Source organism: Klebsiella sp. 2680, from assembly GCF_900198535.1.
In the GTDB taxonomy this organism is placed as follows: Bacteria; Pseudomonadota; Gammaproteobacteria; order Enterobacterales; family Enterobacteriaceae; genus Klebsiella; species Klebsiella indica.
The window spans coordinates 210389-235149 of record NZ_FZNJ01000007.1; the positions used below are offsets into that span (position 1 = coordinate 210389).

23 protein-coding genes and 1 rRNA gene are annotated in these 24761 nt (G+C 51.6%); 9 read left to right on the plus strand and 15 right to left on the minus strand.

Going from position 1 to position 24761, the window contains the following annotated elements; all coding sequences use genetic code 11:
* The 11 genes from atpG to asnC all read right to left on the minus strand — a co-directional run bounded on the left by atpG (nucleotide 1) and on the right by asnC (nucleotide 9648).
* Entirely contained in the window at nucleotides 1–864 is an 864-nt protein-coding gene (gene atpG, locus FN037_RS23020) for a F0F1 ATP synthase subunit gamma (protein ID WP_004107278.1), read from the minus strand.
* Nucleotides 865–914: 50 nt separating this feature from the next.
* Nucleotides 915–2456, minus strand: coding sequence for a F0F1 ATP synthase subunit alpha (gene atpA / locus FN037_RS23025; protein WP_138362605.1), 1542 nt, complete (start codon nucleotides 2454–2456; stop codon nucleotides 915–917).
* 12 nt (nucleotides 2457–2468) lie between these two features.
* Entirely contained in the window at nucleotides 2469–3002 is a 534-nt protein-coding gene (gene atpH, locus FN037_RS23030) for a F0F1 ATP synthase subunit delta (RefSeq protein WP_138362606.1), read from the minus strand.
* Nucleotides 3003–3016: 14 nt separating this feature from the next.
* Nucleotides 3017–3487, minus strand: a complete 471-nt coding sequence (atpF, locus tag FN037_RS23035; protein ID WP_110276038.1) for a F0F1 ATP synthase subunit B — start codon at nucleotides 3485–3487, stop codon at nucleotides 3017–3019.
* Between the two features lie 55 nt (nucleotides 3488–3542).
* Nucleotides 3543–3782, minus strand: coding sequence for a F0F1 ATP synthase subunit C (gene atpE, locus FN037_RS23040; RefSeq protein ID WP_000429386.1), 240 nt, complete (start codon nucleotides 3780–3782; stop codon nucleotides 3543–3545).
* Between the two features lie 48 nt (nucleotides 3783–3830).
* Complete coding sequence (gene atpB, locus FN037_RS23045; protein WP_138362607.1) at nucleotides 3831–4646, minus strand: F0F1 ATP synthase subunit A; 816 nt, start codon at nucleotides 4644–4646, stop codon at nucleotides 3831–3833.
* 8 nt (nucleotides 4647–4654) lie between these two features.
* Nucleotides 4655–5035 carry a F0F1 ATP synthase subunit I gene (gene atpI, locus FN037_RS23050; protein ID WP_138362608.1) on the minus strand — a complete coding sequence of 127 codons (381 nt, stop codon included), beginning with the start codon at nucleotides 5033–5035 and terminating at the stop codon, nucleotides 4655–4657.
* Nucleotides 5036–5650: 615 nt separating this feature from the next.
* Nucleotides 5651–6274 (minus strand): 16S rRNA (guanine(527)-N(7))-methyltransferase RsmG, encoded by a 624-nt coding sequence (gene rsmG, locus FN037_RS23055; protein ID WP_138362609.1) that lies wholly within the window; start codon nucleotides 6272–6274, stop codon nucleotides 5651–5653.
* 114 nt (nucleotides 6275–6388) lie between these two features.
* The gene (gene mnmG, locus FN037_RS23060; RefSeq protein ID WP_142503238.1) at nucleotides 6389–8278 is read right to left on the minus strand and encodes a tRNA uridine-5-carboxymethylaminomethyl(34) synthesis enzyme MnmG; all 1890 of its coding nucleotides are present in this window, start codon (nucleotides 8276–8278) and stop codon (nucleotides 6389–6391) included.
* Nucleotides 8279–8658: 380 nt separating this feature from the next.
* On the minus strand, nucleotides 8659–9099 hold the full coding sequence (gene mioC / locus FN037_RS23065) for an FMN-binding protein MioC (protein WP_138362611.1): 441 nt from the start codon (nucleotides 9097–9099) through the stop codon (nucleotides 8659–8661).
* A gap of 90 nt (nucleotides 9100–9189) precedes the next feature.
* A complete protein-coding gene (gene asnC / locus FN037_RS23070; protein WP_138362612.1) occupies nucleotides 9190–9648 on the minus strand; it encodes a transcriptional regulator AsnC in 459 nt (152 codons plus the stop codon).
* Between the two features lie 152 nt (nucleotides 9649–9800).
* Between asnC and asnA the strand changes: the two genes are divergently transcribed.
* Nucleotides 9801–10793, plus strand: a complete 993-nt coding sequence (asnA, locus tag FN037_RS23075; RefSeq protein WP_142503239.1) for an aspartate--ammonia ligase — start codon at nucleotides 9801–9803, stop codon at nucleotides 10791–10793.
* A 7-nt stretch (nucleotides 10794–10800) separates the two neighbouring features.
* On the opposite strand, the gene viaA is transcribed toward asnA, so the two are convergent.
* On the minus strand, nucleotides 10801–12249 hold the full coding sequence (gene viaA / locus FN037_RS23080) for an ATPase RavA stimulator ViaA (protein WP_142503240.1): 1449 nt from the start codon (nucleotides 12247–12249) through the stop codon (nucleotides 10801–10803).
* The gene (gene ravA, locus FN037_RS23085) at nucleotides 12246–13745 is read right to left on the minus strand and encodes an ATPase RavA (protein ID WP_142503241.1); all 1500 of its coding nucleotides are present in this window, start codon (nucleotides 13743–13745) and stop codon (nucleotides 12246–12248) included. The genes viaA and ravA overlap by 4 nt, the downstream gene beginning before the upstream one ends.
* A 339-nt stretch (nucleotides 13746–14084) precedes the next feature.
* Here ravA and kup point away from each other — a divergent pair, with 339 nt between their 5' ends.
* The 7 genes from kup (at nucleotide 14085) to rbsR (ending at nucleotide 21986) form a co-directional block, all read left to right on the plus strand.
* Entirely contained in the window at nucleotides 14085–15953 is a 1869-nt protein-coding gene (kup, locus tag FN037_RS23090; protein WP_142503242.1) for a low affinity potassium transporter Kup, read from the plus strand.
* A 181-nt stretch (nucleotides 15954–16134) separates the two neighbouring features.
* Nucleotides 16135–16554, plus strand: coding sequence for a D-ribose pyranase (rbsD, locus tag FN037_RS23095; RefSeq protein WP_138362617.1), 420 nt, complete (start codon nucleotides 16135–16137; stop codon nucleotides 16552–16554).
* Nucleotides 16555–16564: 10 nt separating this feature from the next.
* On the plus strand, nucleotides 16565–18070 hold the full coding sequence (gene rbsA / locus FN037_RS23100; RefSeq protein WP_142503243.1) for a ribose ABC transporter ATP-binding protein RbsA: 1506 nt from the start codon (nucleotides 16565–16567) through the stop codon (nucleotides 18068–18070).
* 5 nt (nucleotides 18071–18075) lie between these two features.
* Nucleotides 18076–19041: a ribose ABC transporter permease gene (rbsC, locus tag FN037_RS23105; protein WP_138362619.1), complete on the plus strand. Its 966-nt coding sequence runs from the start codon at nucleotides 18076–18078 to the stop codon at nucleotides 19039–19041.
* 27 nt (nucleotides 19042–19068) lie between these two features.
* A complete protein-coding gene (gene rbsB / locus FN037_RS23110; RefSeq protein WP_138362620.1) occupies nucleotides 19069–19959 on the plus strand; it encodes a ribose ABC transporter substrate-binding protein RbsB in 891 nt (296 codons plus the stop codon).
* A 101-nt stretch (nucleotides 19960–20060) separates the two neighbouring features.
* Nucleotides 20061–20990 carry a ribokinase gene (gene rbsK, locus FN037_RS23115; RefSeq protein WP_142503244.1) on the plus strand — a complete coding sequence of 310 codons (930 nt, stop codon included), beginning with the start codon at nucleotides 20061–20063 and terminating at the stop codon, nucleotides 20988–20990.
* Between the two features lie 12 nt (nucleotides 20991–21002).
* The gene (gene rbsR, locus FN037_RS23120) at nucleotides 21003–21986 is read left to right on the plus strand and encodes a ribose operon transcriptional repressor RbsR (protein ID WP_171034933.1); all 984 of its coding nucleotides are present in this window, start codon (nucleotides 21003–21005) and stop codon (nucleotides 21984–21986) included.
* On the opposite strand, the gene mdtD is transcribed toward rbsR, so the two are convergent.
* Together mdtD and FN037_RS23130 are read right to left on the minus strand one after the other, a co-directional pair.
* Nucleotides 21983–23380, minus strand: a complete 1398-nt coding sequence (gene mdtD, locus FN037_RS23125) for a multidrug transporter subunit MdtD (RefSeq protein WP_142503245.1) — start codon at nucleotides 23378–23380, stop codon at nucleotides 21983–21985. The two genes, rbsR and mdtD, sit on opposite strands and share 4 nt — an antisense overlap.
* A 12-nt stretch (nucleotides 23381–23392) precedes the next feature.
* A complete protein-coding gene (locus tag FN037_RS23130) occupies nucleotides 23393–24094 on the minus strand; it encodes a FadR/GntR family transcriptional regulator (RefSeq protein WP_138362624.1) in 702 nt (233 codons plus the stop codon).
* A gap of 488 nt (nucleotides 24095–24582) precedes the next feature.
* On the opposite strand from FN037_RS23130, the gene FN037_RS23135 reads away from it, so the two are divergent.
* Nucleotides 24583–24761 (plus strand): 16S ribosomal RNA (locus FN037_RS23135); the annotation flags it as partial.

Below are 24761 nucleotides of genomic sequence, written 5' to 3' on the forward strand. Positions count from 1 at the left end.
TTATACCGCGGATGCTCCACCGACGATCTCGGTGAGTTCCTGAGTAATGCTGGCCTGACGAGCTTTGTTGTATACCAACTGCAGCTCTTTAATCAGGCTGCCGCCATTGTCGGTCGCGGCTTTCATCGCCACCATACGTGCGGCCTGCTCGCTGGCCAGGTTTTCTACCACGCCCTGATAAACCTGAGATTCCACATAACGACGCAGGAGGGTATCCAGCAGCGCTTTCGGATCGGGTTCGTACAGGTAATCCCAGGATTTACGCTTCAACTCACCATCTTCTGATGCCGGTAACGGCAGCAACTGAGTAATGGTTGGAACCTGAGACATGGTGTTAATAAATTTGTTGCTGACAATATACAGCTTGTCCAGACGGCCTTCATCATAGGCCTGCAACATCACTTTTACCGGACCGATCAGTTCGGACAGGGATGGGTTATCTCCCATACCTGTCACCTGGGCGACAACATTACCGCTAACAGAATTAAAGAACGACACGCCTTTAGAGCCAATCATTGCGAGTTCGCACTGAACGCCTTTATCGGACCATGCTTTCATTTCCGCCAGCAGCTTTTTGAACAGGTTAATGTTCAAGCCACCACACAGACCACGGTCGGTAGACACCACCAGGTAGCCCACGCGTTTAACGTCGCGTTCTTCCAGGTACGGGTGCTTATATTCCAGATTGCCGTTCGCAAGGTGACCAATCACTTTGCGCATAGTATCTGCATAAGGACGGCTGGCCGCCATACGCTCCTGCGATTTACGCATTTTGGAAGCGGCGACCATTTCCATCGCTTTAGTGATCTTTTGCGTGTTCTGGACGCTTGCGATCTTACTACGTATCTCTTTTGCGCCGGCCATGAGCTTCTCCTCAATGCCTTGCGGCCTGCCCTAAAGCAAGCCGCCAGACGTTACCAGGATTGGGTTGCTTTGAAGGAATCGAGGATGCCTTTCAGCTTACCTTCGATTTCGTCGTTATAGCCACCGGACTGGTTGATCTCTTGCATCAACGGAGCGTGATCACGGTCGACGTAAGCCAGCAGAGCGGCTTCGAAGCTACCGATTTTCGCCAGCTCGACATCCGCCAGATAACCACGTTCTGCAGCAAACAGAACCAGAGACTGCTGCGCAACGGACATTGGCGCATACTGTTTCTGTTTCAGCAGTTCAGTCACTTTCTGACCGTGGTCAAGCTGTTTACGGGTTGCATCGTCAAGGTCAGATGCAAACTGGGAGAACGCTGCCAGTTCACGATACTGCGCCAGTGCGGTACGGATACCACCGGACAGTTTCTTCATGATCTTGGTCTGCGCTGCACCACCGACACGGGAAACGGAGATCCCCGGGTTAACCGCAGGACGAATACCGGAGTTGAACAGGTTGGTTTCCAGGAAGATCTGACCATCAGTAATAGAAATTACGTTGGTCGGAACGAACGCGGAAACGTCACCCGCCTGGGTTTCGATAATCGGCAGCGCGGTCAGAGAACCGGTTTTCCCTTTCACTTCACCTTTGGTGAAAGCTTCAACGTACTCGACGTTAACACGTGCAGCACGCTCCAGCAGACGAGAGTGGAGGTAGAATACGTCGCCCGGGAATGCTTCACGTCCAGGCGGACGGCGCAGCAGCAGGGAGATCTGACGGTAAGCAACAGCCTGTTTCGACAGGTCGTCATAAATAATCAGCGCATCTTCACCACGATCGCGGAAATATTCACCCATTGAGCAACCGGCATACGGCGCCAGGTACTGCAGTGCGGCAGATTCAGATGCGGTAGCAACCACAACGATGGTGTTAGCCAGCGCGCCGTGTTCTTCCAGTTTACGCACCACGTTAGAAATGGTGGACGCTTTCTGACCGATAGCCACGTAGACACACTTGATGCCGGAATCACGCTGGTTGATGATGGCGTCGATTGCCAGCGCGGTTTTACCGGTCTGACGGTCGCCGATGATCAGTTCACGCTGACCACGACCGATTGGGATCATGGAGTCGACGGCTTTATAACCTGTCTGCACCGGCTGATCGACTGACTGACGTTCGATAACGCCCGGCGCGATAGCTTCAACGGCGGAGAAACCGTCGTGCTCAACCGGACCTTTACCGTCGATTGGCGCGCCCAGGGTGTTAACCACGCGGCCCAGCAGGCCACGACCAACCGGAACTTCCAGGATACGACCAGTACATTTAACCTTCATGCCTTCGGCAAGGTCAGCGTACGGACCCATCACAACCGCGCCGACGGAGTCGCGCTCCAGGTTCAGTGCGATAGCGTAACGGCTACCCGGTAGGGCAATCATTTCACCCTGCATACAATCGGCCAGGCCGTGAATGCGGATAACACCGTCACTTACAGAAACAATAGTACCTTCGTTGTGAGCCTCGCTCACAACATTGAACTGAGCAATGCGCTGCTTGATCAGTTCGCTGATTTCGGTGGAATTCAGTTGCATGCTCCAGTCCCCTTAAGACTGCAAGACGTCTGCAAGGCGTTCAAGACGGCCGCGTACGCTACCATCAATGACCATATCACCCGCACGGATGATAACGCCTGCCATTACAGACTTATCGATTTTGCAATTCAGCTTAACTTTGCGTGACAGACGTTTTTCCATCGCGCTGGCGATCTTCGCAAGCTGTTCTTCACTCATTTGGGTGGCAGAAATAACCTCTACCTCAGCGGTTGCCTCACTGGCAGCGCGCAGATGAATGAACTGCTCAAGAACATCAGGGAGCGCATTCAGACGACCATTCTCAGCCATCACCCGAATCAGGTTTTGACTATTTTCGTCCAGTTGCTCACCACAAACCGCGATAAACGCATCAGAGAGCGTTTCCGGCGCCAGCGCGCCAGAGAGTAGCTCTGCCATTTGTTCGTTTTTAGTCACTTCAGCGGCAAACGCCAGCATATCCTGCCAGCGCTCGACGCTTTGGTGTTCGACGGCAAAGTCAAAAGCTGCTTTGGCGTAGGGGCGAGCTACCGTTACAAATTCAGACATCAGCCCCTCCCTCCTTACAGTTCAGCGACAAGTTTATCCACGATGTCGCTGTTAGCAGCTTCATCCACGGAACGTTCGATGATCTTCTCGGCGCCAGCAACAGCCAGGATAGCAACCTGCTTACGCAGTTCCTCACGAGCACGTTTACGTTCGGCATCAATTTCAGCCTGCGCCTGTGCGACGATCTTAGTGCGTTCCTGTTCTGCTTCAGCTTTCGCTTCGTCCAGAATCTGCGAACGGCGTTTGTTCGCCTGCTCGATGATCACCTGGGCTTCTGCTTTCGCTTTTTTCAGCTGGTCGGTCGCGTTGGCCTGTGCAAGGTCCAAATCTTTCTTAGCGCGTTCTGCAGAAGCTAAACCGTCAGAAATCTCTTTCTGGCGCTTTTCGATGGCTGCCATTAAAGGCGGCCATACATACTTCATGCAGAACCATACGAAGAGAACAAACGCGATGGCCTGGCCGAGGATTGTTGCGTTCATATTCACAGCACAATACCTCTTAAAAAATTACTCTGTGGCTTGGTTTCTTTCGAACAACTTACTACGCGACGGCGAACATCACGTACAGACCCAGACCTACAGCGATCATCGGGATAGCATCCACCAGACCCATAACGATAAAGAACTGAGTACGCAGCAGAGGAATCAGATCCGGCTGACGCGCGGCGCCTTCCAGAAATTTACCCCCGAGGATGCCGATACCGATCGCAGCACCGATTGCCGCCAGACCCATCATCACAGCGGCAGCCATGTACAGCAGATCCATATTCAGGTTTTCCATGACAGTCTCCAGTTTGTTTCAGTTAAAACGTAGTATGTTGGTAAAAAATCAATGCTCTTCAGATGCCATCGACAGATAAACGATCGTCAGAACCATGAAAATGAAGGCTTGCAGCGTAATAATCAGGATGTGGAAAATGGCCCACGGCACATTCAGAATCCACTGTGACCACCACGGCAACAGACCAGCAATCAGAATGAAAATCAGCTCACCGGCATACATATTGCCGAACAGTCGCAGACCCAATGATACAGGTTTAGACAGCAGGCTTACCCCTTCAAGGATTAAGTTGACAGGAATGAACGCCCAGTGATTGAACGGCTGCAGAGTCAGTTCTTTAACGAACCCGCCCACGCCTTTCATTTTGATGCTGTAGAAAAGAATCAGGATAAACACGCCCAGCGCCATCGACAGAGTGATGTTGACGTCAGCGGACGGTACGACACGCAATGACGGCAGACCAATCCAGTGCTCAGCGATGTACGGCAGCAGGTCGATTGGCAGCAGATCCATCAGGTTCATCAGGAATACCCAGACGAACACGGTAAGAGCCAGCGGCGCAATGACCTTGCTCTTGCCATGGTACATATCTTTGACGCTGCCATGGACGAAGCCGATGATCATCTCAATAAAGGTCTGAAACTTGCCAGGAACGCCGGTTGTCGCCTTTTTCGCCACGCTGCGGAACATAAACAGGAACAACAGACCGAGCACCACTGAGAAAAACATGGAGTCAATGTTGAGCGTCCAGAAGGTGGCCGGGGCGTTATGCGGATCCACCAGCGAGAATGTACGCAGGTCCAGCTGAAGGTTCTTCAGGTGATGTCCTATGTAATCCTGCGGCGTCATATTTTCTGAAGCCATGATGCCTTTTACCCTTTGTTGTTAATTACAGCTGGCGCCAGAACTTGTACCACCAGCACCAAAACCCACGTCACTATCAGCGGCAAAAATGCCACGTTGAAAACCGCCAGCGCCACCACCAGAAGGGTGAAGGTCAGCAACACCTTGCAGGCTTCGCCGAAAGCGAAGGTCCAGGCCACACGGCCTTTAACAGGTGTATGTGCCTGATGACGCCAGGCAAAAATCATAAAAATTACATTTGGCAACACAATCGCCAAACCTCCGCTAACGGCGGAGATGCCCCAGAAAGGGTCTTTGAGGCTAAACAGCAGTCCACTTGCCATTACCGCCAGTAACTGAATAAACAGAAGCTTACGAGCAACGTTTCGACTCAAGAGCGACACAGACATCACGTTTTTACTCCTGCTCCCTTTGAGGTATGTCGCGTGTCGTATAAAACGTCCTTTGAGGCGAAGAGTCAAGCATCAAAAAGCGGACAAATTATACGGTGACGCCTCGTGATTTCAAACAATAAGTAGCAAAATAGTGAATAAATGTTTAATTATCTTCCGACTGACAACTTTTCCTGAATTTCATCAATCTGTGAGCACGGGTACAAAACCGCAAACAACGCGAAAACACGGCAATTAAAGCGTGCTTTAGATCACATAATAAACATTGAGCTTATCGTTGAATTAATTCTGTACATAAAACGCATTTTTTCATCATTTTGATAATCAACATAAAAATCAGGTATTTTTTCTAAAACAACACCATATACAATAAAAACCTTTCATTGACATCCATAATAATTTTTTAACATCACTATGGGCTGCAATCTCCTTGATTTTTAGCATACTGATATTTTCAATGTTGACTATTTAGTGTGTAAAGCAGGTGACAAAGTTAACCGAAAGAAAAGGCGCAGTAAAAGCAAGGTTAAAGCGTCTTCAGTAATCCTCTGCCGAAACCAGTATTTCTGTAACATGCATAATCCGGCTTTTTGTCACATCTTTTGATAAAAATTAAATTTTTTTTGCCTGAATCACGACCAGGTGACGCGCCCCTTCCAGTTGCGGAACATGTAGCTCACGAACCTCATTAACGGTATATCCCTGAGGCAGATTTGCCATTTCATCTTCCTGCGCTAATCCCTTGAGCGCATAGAAAAGTCCGTTCTCAGCAGGCAAATGCTTGCACCAGCTCACCATGTCAGCTAGCGACGCAAATGCCCGGCTAATCACACCATCAAACGGCGGTTCAGCCGGGAAGGCTTCTACACGGCTTTGCACCGGGGTGATGTTATCCAGCTTTAACTCATGCTGTACCTGCCGCAGGAAACGCACGCGCTTACCGAGACTGTCCAGCAAGGTAAAGTGGGACTCAGGACGCACAATAGCCAGCGGGATCCCCGGTAACCCAGGCCCGGTACCCACATCAATAAAACGTGTCCCTTTAAGGTAGGGTGCAACGACAATGCTATCGAGAATATGGCGCACCAGCATCTCGTTCGGATCGCGAACGGATGTCAGGTTGTAGGCTTTGTTCCACTTATTCAACATGCCCACGTAGGCCACCAATTGGTTTTTCTGGTGATCGGTAAGCGTAATACTCGCTTCGTCAAGCAGGCGAGAAAGTTTATTGAGCACGGTCAGTACCTGTCTAAAAATAATGAGCCCGGAGGCGATACGCTGACCGGGCTGAGAAATGAATCGGGCGGATACCGGATACGTTATCCGCTTAATGTATCGTTCAGGGAAAGATCAGGCGCTGCGGCGCAGCATTCCCTGCTTTTTCAGCCACACCAACAAAATGGATATTGCTGCCGGGGTGATCCCGGAAATGCGCGATGCCTGTCCTATCGAAGATGGCTTATGATCGTTCAATTTAGCAATCACCTCGTTCGACAGTCCGTTAACCAGCCGATAATCAAGAGTGGCTGGCAATAAAGTATTTTCATTACGCTGCTGTTTTTCGATCTCATCCTGCTGACGCGCGATATAGCCTTCGTATTTTACCTGAATTTCCACCTGCTCAGCCGCCTGCTGATCGTCAAGACCCGGCGAAAACGGCGACAGTTGCACCAGCTGTTCGTAGGTCATCTCCGGACGACGGAGCAAATCTTCGCCGTTGGCTTCGCGAGACAAAGGCGCTGTCAGATGAGCGTTAACTTCCGCAGCGCTCTCCGCCTGCGGATTAACCCAGCTTGCTTTCAGGCGCTGACGTTCACGCTCAATGCGTTCCAGTTTCTCGTTAAAGCGCGCCCAGCGTTCATCATCCACCAGACCCAGTTCACGCCCTACTTCGGTCAGACGCAGATCGGCGTTATCTTCACGCAGCATCAGGCGGTATTCCGCACGGGAGGTAAACATGCGGTACGGTTCTTTGGTACCCAGCGTGCAGAGATCGTCCACCAGCACGCCGAGGTAAGCCAGAGAACGCACAGGCGCCCAGCCCTCCTTTTCAGCGGACAGACGGGCGGCGTTCAGACCAGCAAGCAGGCCTTGCGCGGCCGCTTCTTCGTAACCTGTCGTGCCGTTGATTTGCCCGGCGAAGAATAAACCCTGGATAAATTTGCTCTCCAGCGTTGGTTTCAGGTCCCGCGGATCGAAGAAATCGTACTCAATGGCATAACCAGGGCGAACGATTTTCGCATTTTCCATTCCCTGCATTGAGCGAACGATCTGCATCTGCACATCGAACGGCAGGCTGGTGGAGATACCGTTCGGGTAAATTTCGTTAGAGGTCAGCCCTTCCGGCTCAAGGAAAATCTGATGCTGATTACGATCGGCAAAACGCATCACTTTATCTTCGATCGACGGGCAATAACGTGGGCCAATGCCTTCGATCACGCCGGCGTACATTGGGCTACGATCAAGATTATTGCGGATAACGTCATGGGTTTTTTCGTTAGTGTGCGTGATGTAGCACGGTACCTGGCGCGGATGCCGGGAAGCATCCCCCATAAACGAGAAAACCGGCATTGGATTATCACCGTGCTGCTGCGCCAGAACGCTGAAATCAATGGTGCGTGCGTCAATACGCGGTGGTGTCCCGGTTTTCAGACGGCTGACGCGCAGCGGAAGTTCACGCAGACGGCGAGATAACGGGATCGACGGGGGATCACCGGCGCGACCGCCGCTATAGTTATCCAGACCGATATGGATCTTGCCGTCGAGAAACGTCCCGACGGTAAGAACAACGGCTTTAGCGCGGAATTTGAGCCCCATTTGGGTCACGGCGCCCACGACGCGATCGTTCTCAACAATCAGATCTTCAACCGCCTGCTGGAAGATCATCAGGTTCGGCTGATTCTCCAGTGCCGTACGTATCGCCTGGCGATATAACATGCGATCCGCCTGCGCGCGGGTTGCACGAACGGCCGGACCTTTGCTTGCGTTTAGTATCCTAAACTGGATACCCGCCTGGTCGATGGCTTTTGCCATCAGCCCGCCGAGTGCATCCACTTCTTTTACCAGGTGTCCCTTCCCAATACCGCCAATTGCCGGGTTGCAGCTCATTTGCCCCAGCGTGTCGATATTGTGTGTCAAAAGCAGGGTCTGTTGCCCCATACGCGCTGCGGCCATTGCGGCCTCAGTGCCTGCATGACCCCCGCCAATGATGATGACGTCAAAAGGATCCTGATAAAACATGTGGTATGCCTCGCATAAAGCGGTTTGAAAATGGATTGAAGCCCGGGCCGTGGATTCTACTCAACTTTCACCTTCGGAGAAAGCGCCGGGATCCTGAGTATTAAAAAGAAGATCTTTTATTTAGAGATCTGTTTTATTGTGATCTCTTATTAGGATCGACTCATGTTGTGGATAAGTCAGATCCGCGATTTAAGATCAAACGCTTAAGAAGGATCACTATCTGTGAATGATCGGTGATCCTGGTCCGTATAAGCTGGGATCAAAATGAATGGTTATACACAGCACAAAAAACAATCTACGGTTATACTTGGATAACTACCGGTTGATCCAAGCTTTTAAGCATGGTTATCCACAGAAAAAAAATAGGATCTTTACATTTCTCAGAGCAAATTCTTCCAGGATCCCAGCCAAATCTCAGCCGGATCTTCAGGAATCTCGTGTTCGAGGACGTTAATCTTCAGCGTTTCGCCGATCTGTTTTGCTCCGCAGGCTTTGAGCGCTGTTTCGAGCTTATCAATCGCCCCGCAGAAGGTATCGTATTCACGGCTACCGATGCCGACCGCGCCAAAATGGAGCGCAGAAAGATCGACCTGCTTCTCCAGTAACGCTTCGTAAAATGGCACCAGGTTATCGGGAATATCGCCAGCCCCGTGGGTTGAAGAGATAACCAGCCAGATCCCTTCTGCTTGCAGATCCTCAATCAATGGACCGTGCTGAATAGTCGTGTTGTGACCAGCCTCTTCAAGCTTTTCCGCCAGATGTTCTGATACATATTCCGCACTACCCAGGGTGCTACCGCTGATAAGAGTAATGTCTGCCATGATCGCCCCTCAACTATTCAGAGTGGCGTATTGTACGCTGTGTGAGAGTTGGGATCTACCTGTGGAAAAATGTGGGATTAAAAGGCCCGATCAGGGGCGAATGGTACGCATAATCGGGTTCTGCAGGACGATCAATGTTTCAGTGGACTGAATTTCATCAATTGTTTGGATCTTGTTGATAAGTACATGCTGAAGGGCATCGATCGATCGGCACATCACTTTTATAAAGATGCTGTAGTGGCCGGTGGTGTAATACGCTTCCGTTACTTCATCCAGGCTATTCAGTTTTGCCAGGGCGGAAGGATAATCTTTCGCGCTCTTCAGAATGATACCGATAAAGCAACCCACGTCGTAACCCAGCTGTTTTGGACTGACATCTATACGGGCGCCGGTAATGATCCCCGCCTGCTTCATTTTCTCTACCCGGACGTGAATGGTTCCTGGACTGACGCCAAACTGTTTTGCCAGTTCTGCATAGGCAGTGCGCGCGTTGGCCATTAAGGCTTCGAGGATGCCGCGATCCAGATTGTCGATCTGATAATTTTCCATAGCTTTTTCTTATGAAGTTTGATGGATCACTCTATTTTAGCGCTATATTTTAATGGATTAAAACTATGATGACCTTTTTGTTGTTGGATTATTGAATTGTATCGCGCTTTTGTTGCTTAATCAGTGGCAACAGGACGCAGGAGTTATAAATAATGAAAACCGCATATATCGCCAAACAACGACAGATTAGTTTCGTTAAGTCTCACTTTTCCCGTCAGCTTGAAGAGAAGCTCGGCCTGATTGAAGTCCAGGCGCCAATCTTAAGCCGTGTGGGAGACGGGACCCAGGATAACCTTTCTGGTTGCGAGAAAGCGGTGCAGGTGAAAGTGAAAACGCTGCCAGATGCCCGGTTTGAAGTGGTTCATTCACTGGCGAAGTGGAAGCGTCAAACCCTGGGACAACATGATTTCAGTGCGGGAGAAGGGCTGTACACGCACATGAAAGCCCTTCGCCCCGATGAAGACCGGTTAACCGCCATCCATTCCGTTTACGTTGATCAGTGGGACTGGGAGCGCGTAATGGGCGACGAAGAACGCCACTGCGGAACGTTGAAATCAACCGTTGCCGCGATCTATGCCGGGATCAAAGCTACCGAAGACGCCGTCAGTAAAGAATTTGGCCTCAAGCCGTTTCTGCCGGAGACGATCCAGTTTGTCCATAGCCAGGAGCTTTTAAGCCGCTACCCGGAGCTTGACGCTAAAGGCCGCGAGCGGGCAATCGCCAAAGAGCTTGGGGCGGTATTCCTGATGGGGATTGGCGGTAAGCTGTCTGACGGCAAGCGTCACGACGTTCGCGCGCCGGATTATGATGACTGGAGTACGCCGACGACGGAAGGTTTTGCTGGTCTGAACGGTGATATTCTGGTGTGGAACCCGGTTCTGGAAGATGCATTCGAACTCTCTTCCATGGGGATTCGCGTGGATGCTGAGGCGCTGAAACGCCAGCTTGCCATCACCGGTGATGAGGATCGCCTGCTGCTGGACTGGCATCAGGCGCTATTGCGCGGAGAAATGCCGCAGACTATCGGCGGCGGCATTGGCCAGTCTCGCCTGACCATGCTGCTTCTGCAGCTTGAGCATATTGGTCAGGTCCAGTGCGGCGTATGGCCGCAGCAGGTTCGTCAAAGCGTTACCGCGCTTCTTTAATGACGGCTTAACGTCGCCAGCGTCGCAACAGGCGGCTGCGTAACCCGGTATCAAAGCGCCAGATATGGTCGAAAATGCGCATAATGCCGGGCTTACCGTGTACTGACATCGCAACCGCATGGAAACGGTGCTGATATTTACGCTGTAGCTCTCCCACTTTATTGATTACCTCATCCGGCAAGCGCTGGGCGATAAAATCGGAAATGACTACCGCATCAGCGTCCACCCATTGCGGGTTTTGCATTCGCTCAATAATGGCCCGCAAGCAACTGGCCAGATCAGTACCCCCCCGAAAACGCTGGCTTAAAAAGCGGATCGCCTGTTCCAGGCCCTGCGGGCTGGTGAGTTCGTAATGCACTACTTCGCTGGAAAACAGCATAATAAAGCAGCGGCGGTTATCCGCCAGCGCAACGCGCATCAGCGCCAGGCAAAACGCTTTCGCGCACTGTTCATTAAACCCTCCCATAGAACCGGAGGTATCGACGCAGACGATAAACGGTCCGCGCGGTTGTTCATCGACGTCCTGGCGAGTGACCGGGCGCTCGGTGATTTTTTCCTTCCATGCATCGCCGTGTAGTCGATAGGTCAGCAGTTGCTTTTCCACCAGCTTACGGTAGAACTCAAATTCCAGTTCGGTAATGCCAAGCGTCGCCAGCTCCGGCGGCAGCAAACGCAGAATATCATCGCTCTGCTGAAGTCCGTCGATCTGCTCTGGCACGGTGGCTGGCTCGCGTACCAGACGGCGGAAAGTTTCCATCGGCGCATCTTTTTTGGGCACCATTTTCGCTTCACGTGCGCGACCCAATTGCTCGGCCAACTGCATGAGTTCAGGTTGTTGAGTTAAAAAATCACCATAGCGAACGATCAACTGATAATCCCCACGCTTCAGTTCTCCGGCGCTCATATCCCACAGATGTCCGGCGGCGTTATCATTTTCCACCAGCACCGGCTCCAGTTGTCCGCTGAGGGTCATTCGTTCCTGAACTTCGCTTAGCAGTTGCTCGCGCTCTTCATCCAGCAACTGCTGATTGAGAGAGGTTGCCTGCACCACCAGACTCAGACGCCAGCGCTGGAGAAAGAGCGTATGTAATGACGGGGTAAACGTGGGGTTGTTCGCCACCAGTTGCTGCGCCTGGGCGGCAAAAGGGGAGTGAAGCTTGTCCAGTTGGTTCAGGATTTGCGGGAGCTGGACGATGAACTGCGAGGTGGAAAGTCGTTGAGATTGTTGATAACACTGAACTTCCGCATCCAGTTCGGCGGGAATGTGAGTTTCTTTTAGCCGCGATTTAATCGTTTCACGCCAGCGGGGAATGTCGTCCGCGATGATATTTTTAAGCCGAGGAAATTTTTCAAAGAAAACGGCTAACTGAGGTGCCGCCAGCAGCGCCAACAGCATCTCATCGATCATTCCCTCTTCGCCGACTGCCAGCATGACATTCAGCATGTCCAGCGTCATGACTGGCGCGCCTGTTTAATCTGCGTCCGGACGTCCTGCAGGCTGGCTTCAATTCGCCCCAGCCACTCACCGGGAATAAACAGACACTTTTGTTGTTCACTGAATCGGTGATGCTGTTGATGCCACTCGTCATCCAGTGCTTCTAACTGCTGCCTGATTTCGGTCGGCATATTTTCCTGCGATTCGCTGCCGGGCAGAGAGAGACGCGACCCCTGTAAACTGACATCGCGTACGACGAGGTGCTGGCTGGTATCGACATCCATATTCAACGGCTGGGCAAAACCAATACCGTTGAGTTTACCGCGGATCTCACCGCCTTTTTCCAGCCAATGGGATAGCTCGTCACGGACAAATGTAATATGAATAACGTCCAGATCGTGTAGTTTGAGCGGCTGCTGGAGGAGCAGCGTTAAGGTGGCATCCTGCACAGACGCAGGCAGTTCATAATGGGGTTTACGGCTAAACATTCCGCCCAGGCGCGTTACCTTCAGCGCGGTTTTGTCGCTGTGCTGTTGCTGAAGCTGAATACGCCTTTGGAGAATCGCCCCCAGTCGGGTAAGCATCGCCTGCTGCTGCCAGGCGTGGCTGGTCATTAAGGTTTCCAGCTGCGCGGACATCAGATTCATGGTTTCAATATTGTGCCACAGGCAATCTTTTAACAGGATCAGGTCGACAGGCGCAATCGCATCGCGGCCGCTAAAGTAGGCGCTGGCCTGCAGCAGGCGGATGGCTTTTTTCCAGCGACGATCTGAAACGTAAGGCGCATTTGGCAGCGTATCCAGTTGCTGGCGCAGCTGGAAAATCAGTTCAAAAACGCTGTCCGGTAGCTTGACGTTGCCGATATCCTGTTGCCACTGCCGGAACTCTTCGTCGCTGACCTGCAAATTAGCCGGAACGGGATTGTTGTTCTCATCCTGCTGGCTTATCAGCATTGAACGGAAGTTGGTTTTGTCCTGTACCTTATCGAGCCACAAACGGATGAGCAGACGATCGTAGAGAGCTTCGAGGCTGTTGTCCGCTTCAGGTAATTCGTTCGATGCCGCCACCAGCAGGCGCATGGGGATTTTTTTCTCGGTCGCGCCATTGCGGAAATGACGTTCGTTTATCGCCGTAAGCAGCGTGTTAAGGATCGCCGGACCGGCTTTCCAGATTTCATCGAGAAAAACAATTTCGGCTTCCGGCAGGTACCCCGTGGTTAAACGTTCGTAGCGGCCTTCATCTTTCAGCGCCTGGATGGAGAGCGGGCCAAAGACTTCTTCCGGCGTCGAGAAGCGGGTCATCAGATATTCAAACGCGCGGGCTTGCTGAAAAGCAAACTTGAGGCGACGGGCTATCAGGCTTTTGGCGATACCCGGCGGGCCCAGCAGAAAAACGCTCTCGCCGCTTAGCGCAGCAAGCAGGCAAAGCCGTATTGCATGGCTGCGTTCAAAGAGTCCATTTTCAAGAGCGGCGCTGAGACGGGAAATTCTTTCTGCCAGTAAATGTGATTGAGCCATAATTGAGTTGCGTGCTTTTCAGGATGTCGTTGTTGAGTCGAGTATAGATGCTTGATCAGGGGTGGTAATAGACCGAAGAATCCATTTATTTTCTTTGCTTCAGGTTAAGATGATGTCGGTTAGGGGTACGATTCAGCAAATAATCGTGCATACTGTGCGCTTTTTGTGGGCCAAGGGATCAGGAACACATCTGTTTGATATACACAAAATTGTTCAGGATGCGTCAAGGCGGCAAGGGATGAATTCTTCGGAGCGTCATAAAGATGACCTCGGGTTTCTGAGCGCAGCTAACGCAGAGGCAGCCTGAACAGTGCTGTGTATAAACGAAAAGACTAGTCTATGAGCTCTGATAATAAGCAATCGTTGTCGGCAATAACGCTGGCGGCAATCGGCGTGGTATACGGCGATATCGGTACCAGCCCACTGTATACACTTCGTGAATGTCTGTCTGGTCAGTTTGGCTTCGGCGTGGAGCATGATGCTGTTTTTGGCTTCCTGTCGCTCATTTTCTGGCTATTAATTCTCACCGTATCGCTCAAATATATTACCTTCGTTATGCGGGCGGATAATGCCGGTGAAGGTGGAATACTGACGTTAATGTCTTTGGCGGGACGAAATACGTCTGCCCGAACGACATCCGTTCTGGTGATCCTCGGGCTTATCGGTGGGAGTTTTTTTTATGGTGAGGTGGTGATTACTCCTGCTATCTCTGTGATGTCGGCGATAGAGGGGCTGGAAATTATCGCCCCGGATCTGGATACCTGGGTTGTCCCCATATCCATTATCGTCCTGACGCTGCTGTTTGTTATTCAAAAACACGGCACCAGTATGGTGGGCAAGCTGTTCGCGCCGATCATGCTAATCTGGTTCCTGCTGCTGGCAGTGCTTGGCGCGCGTAGCATCTTTGCTAATCCGGTCGTTCTGCAGGCGCTAAACCCCTACTGGGCGGTTCACTTCTTCCTCGAATATAAAACTGTCTCCTTTGTGGCGCTGGGCGCGGTGGTTCTGTCGATTACCGGTGTGGAGGCGCTTTATGCCGATATGGGGCATTTCGGTAAATTACCTATTCGCCTGGCGTGGTTTTCGGTGGTGTTACCTTCTCTGGTACTAAACTATTTTGGCCAGGGCGCGCTGTTGTTAAAACATCCGGAAGCGATTAAAAACCCGTTTTTCCTGCTGGCGCCGGGGTGGGCATTGATTCCGATGCTGATTATCGCCACCCTGGCGACGGTTATCGCCTCTCAGGCGGTTATCTCCGGGGTCTTCTCGCTGACTCGCCAGGCGGTGCGCCTGGGATACCTGTCGCCGATGCGTATTATTCATACATCAGAAATGGAGTCGGGCCAGATTTATATCCCGTTTATCAACTGGTTGCTCTATATCTCGGTGGTTATTGTTATTGTTAATTTTGAGCATTCGTCGAATCTGGCTGCCGCATACGGTATTGCGGTTACCGGGACGATGGTGCTGACCACCATTCTGTTCACGACGGTGGCGCGGCAAAACTGGCTCTGGAATAAGTTTGTTGTGGCGCTGTTGCTGCTGGCCTTTATGTGCATTGATGTCCCGCTGTTCTCGGCCAACCTGGATAAAATAGTCTCCGGCGGCTGGCTGCCACTGACGCTTGGTTTAATCATGTTCATCATCATGACCACCTGGAAGAGCGAACGTTTTCGCCTGCTGCGCCGGATGCATGAGCATGGTAATTCTCTGGAGGCGATGATCTCATCTCTTGAGAAATCGCCGCCGGTGCGCGTACCCGGCACCGCGGTGTACATGTCCCGGGCGCTGAACGTGATTCCTTTTGCCCTGTTGCATAATCTGAAGCATAACAAGGTGCTGCATGAGCGAGTCATTCTGCTGACGCTGCGTACCGAAGATGCGCCATACGTGCATAACGTTCGCCGCGTACAAATCGAGCAAATGTCGCCTTCATTCTGGCGGGTGGTTGCCAGCTATGGCTGGCGCGAAACGCCGAACGTCGAAGAGGTTTTCCACCGTTGCGGGCTGGAAGGTTTGAGCTGCCGGATGATGGAGACCTCCTTCTTTATGTCGCATGAATCGCTGATCATCGGCAAACGCCCCTGGTATCTGCGTCTGCGCGGCAAACTGTATCTTCTGCTGCAGCGCAATGCTTTGCGGGCGCCTGACCAGTTCGAAATTCCGCCTAATCGGGTTATTGAGCTCGGAACCCAGGTTGAGATCTGATTAGTTAAAACCCTTCTTCATGAAGGGTTTTTGTTTATTTGAACTGTTCCCTCTTTCTTTTCTCCCGTGTGCGAAACGTTTCGATAGCGATCACAATTCTCACACTTGCTGATGGTTTTTTGTTTTTGTCGTGCTCATACTTACCTCAGCGAAACGTTTCGCTCGTGGAGTAAAAGAGAAAATGAAAAAAGGTGTCGTGCTTAATGCTGATATTTCGTCGGTCATTTCCCGTCTGGGTCATACCGATACGCTGGTGGTTTGTGACGCCGGGTTACCCATTCCCGGCAGCAGCGCGCGTATTGATATGGCATTAACTCACGGGGTGCCTTCCTTTATGCAGGTTCTGGAGGTTGTGACGAGCGAAATGCAGGTTGAAGCGGCTATCCTCGCGGAAGAGATTAAAACGCTTAATCCGCAGCTCCACGCGACGTTGCTCAGCCATCTTGAGCAACTGCAGCAACACCAGGGAAACACCATTGAAATTCGTTACACCAGTCATGAGCAGTTCAAAAAAGAAACCGCGGATAGTCAGGCGGTGATTCGCAGCGGGGAGTGTTCCCCGTATGCGAACATTATTCTCTGCGCCGGCGTCACGTTCTGAGGCTGTTAATATGGAAGCCTTATTGCAATTAAAAGGCATCGATAAAGCCTTTCCTGGCGTCAAGGCGCTTTCCGGCGCTTCGCTAAACGTTTATCCAGGGCGCGTGATGGCGCTGGTCGGGGAAAATGGCGCCGGTAAGTCCACCATGATGAAGGTGCTGACCGGTATCTACTCCCGCGACGCGGGCTCGTTGTTGTGGTTGGGGAAAGAGACCACGTTTAACGGCCCCAAATTCTCTCAGGAAGCCGGTATCGGCATCATTCATCAGGAGCTTAATCTTATCCCGCAACTGACGATTGCTGAGAATATTTTCCTCGGTCGAGAGTTCGTCAATCGCTTTGGCAAAATCGACTGGAAAATGATGTATGCCGAAGCCGACAAGCTGCTGGCAAAGCTGAATTTACGCTTCAACAGCCAAAAGCTGGTGGGCGATCTGTCAATCGGCGATCAACAAATGGTGGAGATCGCTAAAGTCCTCAGTTTCGAGTCGAAGGTCATCATTATGGATGAACCGACCGACGCCCTGACCGATACCGAGACCGAATCCCTGTTCCGTGTGATCCGTGAACTGAAATCGCAGGGCCGCGGTATTGTCTATATTTCCCACCGTATGAAAGAGATCTTTGAGATTTGCGATGATGTTACGGTTTTCCGCGACGGGCAGTTTATCGCCGAGCGCGAAGTCGCCAGTCTGAATGAAGATCTGCTGATTGAGATGATGGTGGGTCGCAAGCTGGAAGATCAGTATCCGCATCTGGATAAAGCGCCAGGTGCGGTTCGTCTGAAGGTTGATAACCTGTGTGGTTCGGGTGTGGAAAACATCTCCTTTACGTTGCATCAGGGCGAGATTCTTGGCGTTGCCGGGCTGATGGGCGCGGGGCGTACTGAACTGATGAAGGTGCTGTACGGCGCTCTGCCACGCAGCAGCGGTTCGGTCACGCTTGATGGGCGCGAAGTGGTGACTCGTTCTCCGCAGGATGGCCTGGCGAACGGTATTGTCTACATTTCTGAAGACCGTAAGCGCGATGGCTTAGTGTTGGGCATGTCGGTCAAAGAAAATATGTCCCTCACCGCACTGCGTTACTTCAGCCGCAGTGGGGGGAGCCTCAAACACAAAGATGAACAGCAGGCGGTGAGTGATTTTATCCGTTTGTTTAATGTAAAAACGCCCTCGATGGAGCAGTCCATTGGACTGCTTTCTGGTGGTAACCAGCAGAAGGTCGCGATAGCTCGTGGGCTGATGACCCGCCCGAAGGTGTTGATCCTCGACGAGCCGACTCGCGGTGTGGATGTGGGCGCGAAAAAAGAAATATATCAACTGATTAACCAGTTTAAAGCTGAAGGGCTGAGCATCATTCTGGTCTCTTCGGAGATGCCAGAAGTGCTGGGTATGAGCGATCGCATCATCGTGATGCATGAAGGGCATCTCGGCGGTGAATTCACACGCGAGCAGGCCACTCAGGAAGTATTGATGGCTGCCGCCGTGGGCAAGCTTAACCGAGTGAATCAGGAGTAAAAAAGATGAATAACCCGGCTGTTTCTGGTCGTCGCTATTTCACAAAAGCGTGGCTGATGGAGCAAAAATCGTTGATTGCCCTGTTGGTGCTGATCGCGATTGTTTCCACCATGAGCCCCAACTTTTTTACCGTGAATAACCTGTTCAATATTCTGCAACAAACGTCAGTTAACGCCATTATGGCGGTGGGAATGACGCTGGTTATTCTGACATCAGGTATCGACCTGTCCGTCGGTTCCCTGCTGGCGCTTACCGGGGCGGTAGCCGCATCAATTGTCGGGATTGAGGTGAACGCGCTGGTGGCTGTTGTCGCTGCGCTGGCATTAGGCGCGGCCATCGGCGCAGTCACAGGCGTGATTGTGGCGAAAGGGCGAGTCCAGGCATTTATCGCCACGCTGGTGATGATGCTGCTGTTGCGCGGTGTGACCATGGTTTATACCGATGGTAGCCCGGTAAATACCGGCTTTACCGACAATGCCGATCTGTTTGGCTGGTTCGGGATTGGCCGCCCGCTGGGGATCCCTACCCCGGTATGGATTATGGCGATTGTTTTTATCGCCGCCTGGTACATGCTGCACCAGACTCGTCTCGGTCGTTATATTTACGCGCTTGGCGGTAATGAGGCAGCAACGCGCCTTTCCGGCATCAGCGTCAATAAAGTTAAAATCATCGTCTATTCTTTATGCGGCATGACCGCCTCGCTGGCCGGAATTATTGAAGTCGCTCGTCTCTCTTCCGCGCAACCGACGGCGGGCACCGGTTATGAACTGGATGCGATAGCTGCGGTTGTGCTCGGCGGTACCAGTCTTTCTGGCGGTAAAGGCCGTATTGTCGGCACGTTAATTGGGGCGTTGATCCTTGGTTTTCTGAACAACGGCCTGAATTTATTAGGTGTTTCATCCTATTACCAGATGATCGTGAAAGCGGTGGTCATTTTGCTGGCGGTACTGGTAGATAACAAGAAGCAGTAACTGAGAACTCTACAGGACATCTTAACTATGAATATGAAAAAACTGGCGACCCTGGTCTCTGCTGTCGCGTTAAGTGCGACCATTAGCGCAAACGCGATGGCCAAAGATACCATCGCTCTGGTTATCTCTACGCTTAACAATCCGTTCTTCGTCTCGCTGAAAGATGGCGCGCAAAAAGAAGCTGACAAACTGGGGTATAACCTGGTGGTGCTGGATTCGCAGAACAACCCGGCAAAAGAACTGGCCAACGTTCAGGATTTAACCGTTCGCGGCACGAAATTGCTGCTGATTAACCCAACGGATTCTGATGCGGTTGGCAACGCTGTGAAGCTGGCGAACCAGGCCAAAATTCCGGTCATCACTCTCGACCGCCAGGCATCAAAAGGCGAAGTGGTTAGCCATATTGCTTCCGATAACGTGCTTGGTGGCAAAATGGCCGGTGACTATATCGCGAAGAAACTTGGCGACAAAGCGAAAATCATTGAATTACAGGGGATTGCGGGGACATCTGCGGCACGCGAACGTGGAGAAGGTTTCCGGCAGGCCGTTGCTGCGCATAAATTTAACGTTCTGGCCAGCCAACCGGCAGATTTTGACCGTACTAAGGGCCTGAACGTTATGCAAAACCTGCTGACGGCGCATCCGGATGTGCAGGCGGTATTTGCCCAGAATGATGAGATGGCGCTGGGCGCCCTGCGTGCGCTGCAAACTGCGGGTAGATCTGATGTGATGGTTGTTGGATTTGATGGTACTGCGGATGGCGAGAAAGCGGTAAAAAGTGGCAAACTGGCTGCGACCATCGCCCAATTACCGGAACAGATCGGCGTGAAGGGTGTTGAGATTGCCGATAAAGTGCTGAAGGGCGAAAAAGTGGATGCCAGCTACCCGGTTGAGTTGAAACTGGTCATTAAGCAATAATGTGTTATTCGGGCTGGTGACAGTCCGAGGGACAACATAATAAAGAAAAGCAGGGCATGCGCCACCGGGTTCCGGTGGCGCGCTTCCCGGGAATATTGATTATGAAAACCGCAGGCAGACTTGTCGTCCTTGGCAGTATCAACGTCGATCATATCCTCAACCTCGACGATTTCCCTACACCGGGGGAAACGGTCACTGGTCATCATTATCAGGTCGCCTTTGGCGGTAAAGGTGCAAACCAGGCTGTTGCTGCCGGGCGTAGCGGAGCAAATATCTCCTTTATTGCCTGTACCGGCGATGACGATATTGGCGAACGTATTTGTCGCCAGATGAAAAGCGATAACATCGATGTCGCGCCAGTCAGAGCCGTTGCCGGTGAATCAACTGGCGTGGCGCTGATTTTTGTGAACGCTGAAGGCGAAAATACTATTGGTATTCATGCCGGCGCTAATGCTGCGCTCTCCGTTGCTCAGGTTGAGGCAGAAAAAGATCGTATCGTCGGCGCACAGGCATTGCTGATGCAACTGGAATCACCGTTGGAAAGCGTACTGGCGGCGGCGAAAATCGCACACCAGAATCAGACTTTAGTGATACTCAATCCTGCTCCAGCCCGTGAACTGCCTGATGAACTGTTAGCGCTGGTGGATATTATTACCCCTAACGAGACCGAAGCGGAAAAGCTGACCGGTGTTCGAGTGGAAAATGACGATGATGCGGCAAAAGCGGCGAATGTGCTCCATGATAAAGGTATCGGTACAGTGATTATTACGCTTGGCAGCCGTGGCGTCTGGGCCAGCAGCGACGGTGAAGGTCGCCGGGTTCCTGGCTTTAACGTGCAGGTAGTTGATACCATTGCCGCTGGCGATACTTTTAACGGTGCCCTGGTTACCGCGTTACTTGAAGGCAGCGTACTGTCTGAAGCGATTCGTTTTGCCCATGCTGCTGCGGCGATCGCGGTCACCCGTAAAGGCGCCCAGCCCTCCGTGCCATGGCGAGAAGAGATAGACGAATTTTTACGTCAACAGGGGTAACGCTTGGCCACCATGAAGGATGTAGCCCGCATTGCGGGCGTTTCCACTTCGACGGTTTCTCATGTCATCAACAAAGATCGCTTCGTCAGCGACGCCATTACCGCTAAAGTTAATGCTGCGATTAAGAGCCTGAATTATGCGCCCTCTGCGTTGGCGCGCAGCCTCAAATTAAATCAAACTCGCACCATAGGCATGCTCATTACCGCCAGTACCAATCCCTTTTACTCGGAGCTGGTACGCGGCGTGGAGCGTAGCTGTTTTGAACGCGGATACAGTCTCGTGCTGTGTAATACCGAAGGCGATGAGCAGCGTATGAACCGCAATCTGGAAACGCTGATGCAAAAGCGCGTCGATGGTTTACTGCTGTTGTGCACTGAAACTCACCAACCTTCCCCGGAGATTATGCAGCGCTATCCTTCTGTACCGACAGTAATGATGGACTGGGCACCATTCGACGGCGATAGCGACCTGATTCAGGATAACTCTCTGCTGGGAGGCGATATGGCGACGCAGTATCTGATTGATCAAGGTTATATAAGGATCGCCTGCATTGCCGGGCCGCTGGATAAAACGCCGTCGCGGCTACGTCTGGAAGGCTATCACTCCGCGATGGCCCGCGCCGGGTTAGTTGTACCTGAAGGATATGTGATTAGCAGCGATTTTGAATTTGGCGGTGGGTTTAGCGCCATGCAGAAGCTGTTGGATCTGCCTGAGCGACCGCAGGCGGTATTTGTCGGTAACGACGCTATGGCGGTGGGCGCCTATCAGGCCCTTTATCAGCGAGGATTGCATATTCCGCAGGATATGGCGCTGGTGGGTTATGACGATATTGAACTGGCGCGCTACATGACGCCACCGCTGACCACCATTCATCAGCCGAAAGATGAACTGGGCGAACTGGCCATTGATGTGCTAATCCACCGTATGGCCGAGCCAGAACAAAAACAACAGCGTGTCCAATTGACGCCGGAACTGGTGATTCGCGGCTCAGCCTAATGCTTGTGCCGCTCCTTAATCAGATTACGGCCATCCTTCGCGCTTAATAAGGTAAATACCAGCGCCGATACCACGGTGATCGCCCCCATGGTAATAAAGGTGTAGTGAAACTGTTCAATAGTATTTGCACTATCGAATCCTTGATAAAAGCGCAGTACTGCTGCGCTTATGGCGACACCGAGGCTGATGGAGAGTTGTTGGGTAACCGCCAGCATACTGTTACCGCTGCTGGCGTTTTCATCGGTCAAATCTGCGAGAGTGATGGTATTCATTGCTGTGAACTGAGTGGACATCGCCATTCCCAGTACAAATAGCGGTAATAGCAGCATCCAGAGCGCCATATCCGGTGATTGCAGTGAAAACTGAGAAATCATCAGTCCGATAAATACCGTGACCCCAACCAGCGTTTTCCGGTAGCCAAACCAGCGAAGAATCTGCGTGACGGTTGATTTCGCGATAATTGAACCGATAGCCGTAGGCGCTATCATGCAGCCCGCGATAATCGCCGGATAGCCAAAGCCGACCTGTAGCATCAGAGGCATCAGGAACGGAACGCACCCGGTGCCGAGGCGGGTGGCCAGATTCCCCGCAATGCCTACGGAAAACGTATGTGTTTTAAATAAAGAAAGCGAAATGAGCGGTGTGGGATGATGGCGCGCGTGGCGAATATAGATCACCAGTAAAACAATACTCAAGGCAAGGATAATCAGGGCAATCCATGTCGCAACGAGCTTTTCGCCAAACAGTTCTATTCCGCTGGAAAACAGCACCAGACTGAAGCCAAATAGCAGAAAGCCTGACAAATCAAAACGGCGTCTGGGGGTGGTGAAATTCGGCATATATTTGCGGGCGTAAATAATCCCGATAATGCCAATGGGAATATTGATCAGGAAAATCCAGTGCCAACTGGCCCAGGTGACCAGGACGCCACCGAGTACCGGTCCGAGTATCGGGCCGACCAGTCCGGGCATCGTAACGAAGTTTAATACCGGCAGTAATTCACTACGTGGATAAGCGCGCAATAATGCCAGCCTCGCCACCGGCATCATCATCGCTCCGCCGATGCCTTGAATGACACGGAAGATGACCAGCTCCATCAGTGAACCCGACAGGGCGCAGGCAAGCGAACCCAGAATAAACAGACTCACGGCGATGATAAACACTTTCCGTGTGCCGAAGCGGTCGGCCAGCCAGCCGCTGATCGGAATAAGCATGGCTACGGTAAGTGTATAGCTGATGATAGCTGATTGCATCGCTAGTGGAGAATGGTTGAGACTGTGGGCGATAGCCGGGAGGGCGGTATTCAGAATGGTGGCGTCCAGCGCCTGCATAAAAAAGGCCATTGCTGCAATCCACGGCAGCCCGGCCATACTGTGCCCTTTTTTTCCGGTCATTCGATGCCCTTGTTATTTGCCTGAATGGGGTGGTGCGCTCAATAACGCCTGGCAAGCGTTAAATGCTCGTGGACCGTCGTTGTCCAGAATTGCGTCAACTATTGCTTGATGAAGATCCAGCTTTACTACTTCATTCTGAGTAATCGACGTGAAATAGGTATGATAGACCGAATGGAATAAGGAGGCGAAAGAGGTCAGGAAAGGGTTTCCGCTCATTTCATATATGTGTTCATGCCAGGCCATATCGACGTCAATCCAGCGTTCACGCTGAAAATTTCTTTTCAGTTCAACCATCTCCTCCATTAAGGTATTGAGCTGCGCTTTTTGTTCTGAAGTGCCTGATGCTGCCGCCAGAAAGCAGGCCTGAGGCTCCAGGCTGCTGCGCATAATGAGAAAATGGTTCACAACCTCTGCAAAGTTATCTTCTGTGAGCCACCATGACAGTAACTCTTTGTCGAGAAAGTTCCAACTGCTGCGGGGCATAACCCGGGTTCCGATGCGTGGGCGTGGCAGAAGCATTCCTTTTGCTGCCAGTGTCTTAACCGCTTCACGCACAGCGGTACGGCTTACACCAAACTGTTCGCCTAATTCCATCTCTCCCGGAAGAATGCTTTCTGGCTGATATTCACCGGTCAGTATTTTTTGAGCCAGTTTCTCCGCTAAAACCCAGGAGATATTTTTTTGTGCCGCCAGTTGCTGTGCGCTTAAAGACATAAATGCAGTTCCTTTCTTTTCGACTCTGCCAGTATGCCATCTGGCGGCTTACCTGGTTGGTTAAAACGGCAAAATAACGGTTTTTGTCATATTACACAGTAAAATGATGAAAAAAGAGACAGTTGGAAAGTTTTTTGCAATTACCCCTTGTCACACCGGAATTACTCCCTATAATGCGCCTCCACTGACACGGAACAACGGCACGCAAGCCGCCGGGTCAGCGGGGTTAAGCGGTGAAAAGTCACCGTGAAAACCGACAGGGAAAAGCAAAAATTAACGCTTGACTCTGAATGAGGAAAACGTATTATACGGGACCTCGCGACAGAGCGCTGAAGCGCGTCGCAACTGCTCTTTAACAATTTATCAGACAATCTGTGTGGGCACTAAAAGTGACATGGATTCTTAATGTCTTCGGACAATAAATGAATACCAAGTCTCTGAGTGAACACGTAATTCATTACGAAGTTTAATTCACGAGCATCAAACTTAAATTGAAGAGTTTGATCATGGCTCAGATTGAACGCTGGCGGCAGGCCTAACACATGCAAGTCGAACGGTAGCACAGAGAGCTTGCTCTCGGGTGACGAGTGGCGGACGGGTGAGTAATGTCTGGGAAACTGCCCGATGGAGGGGGATAACTACTGGAAACGGTAGCTAATACCGCATA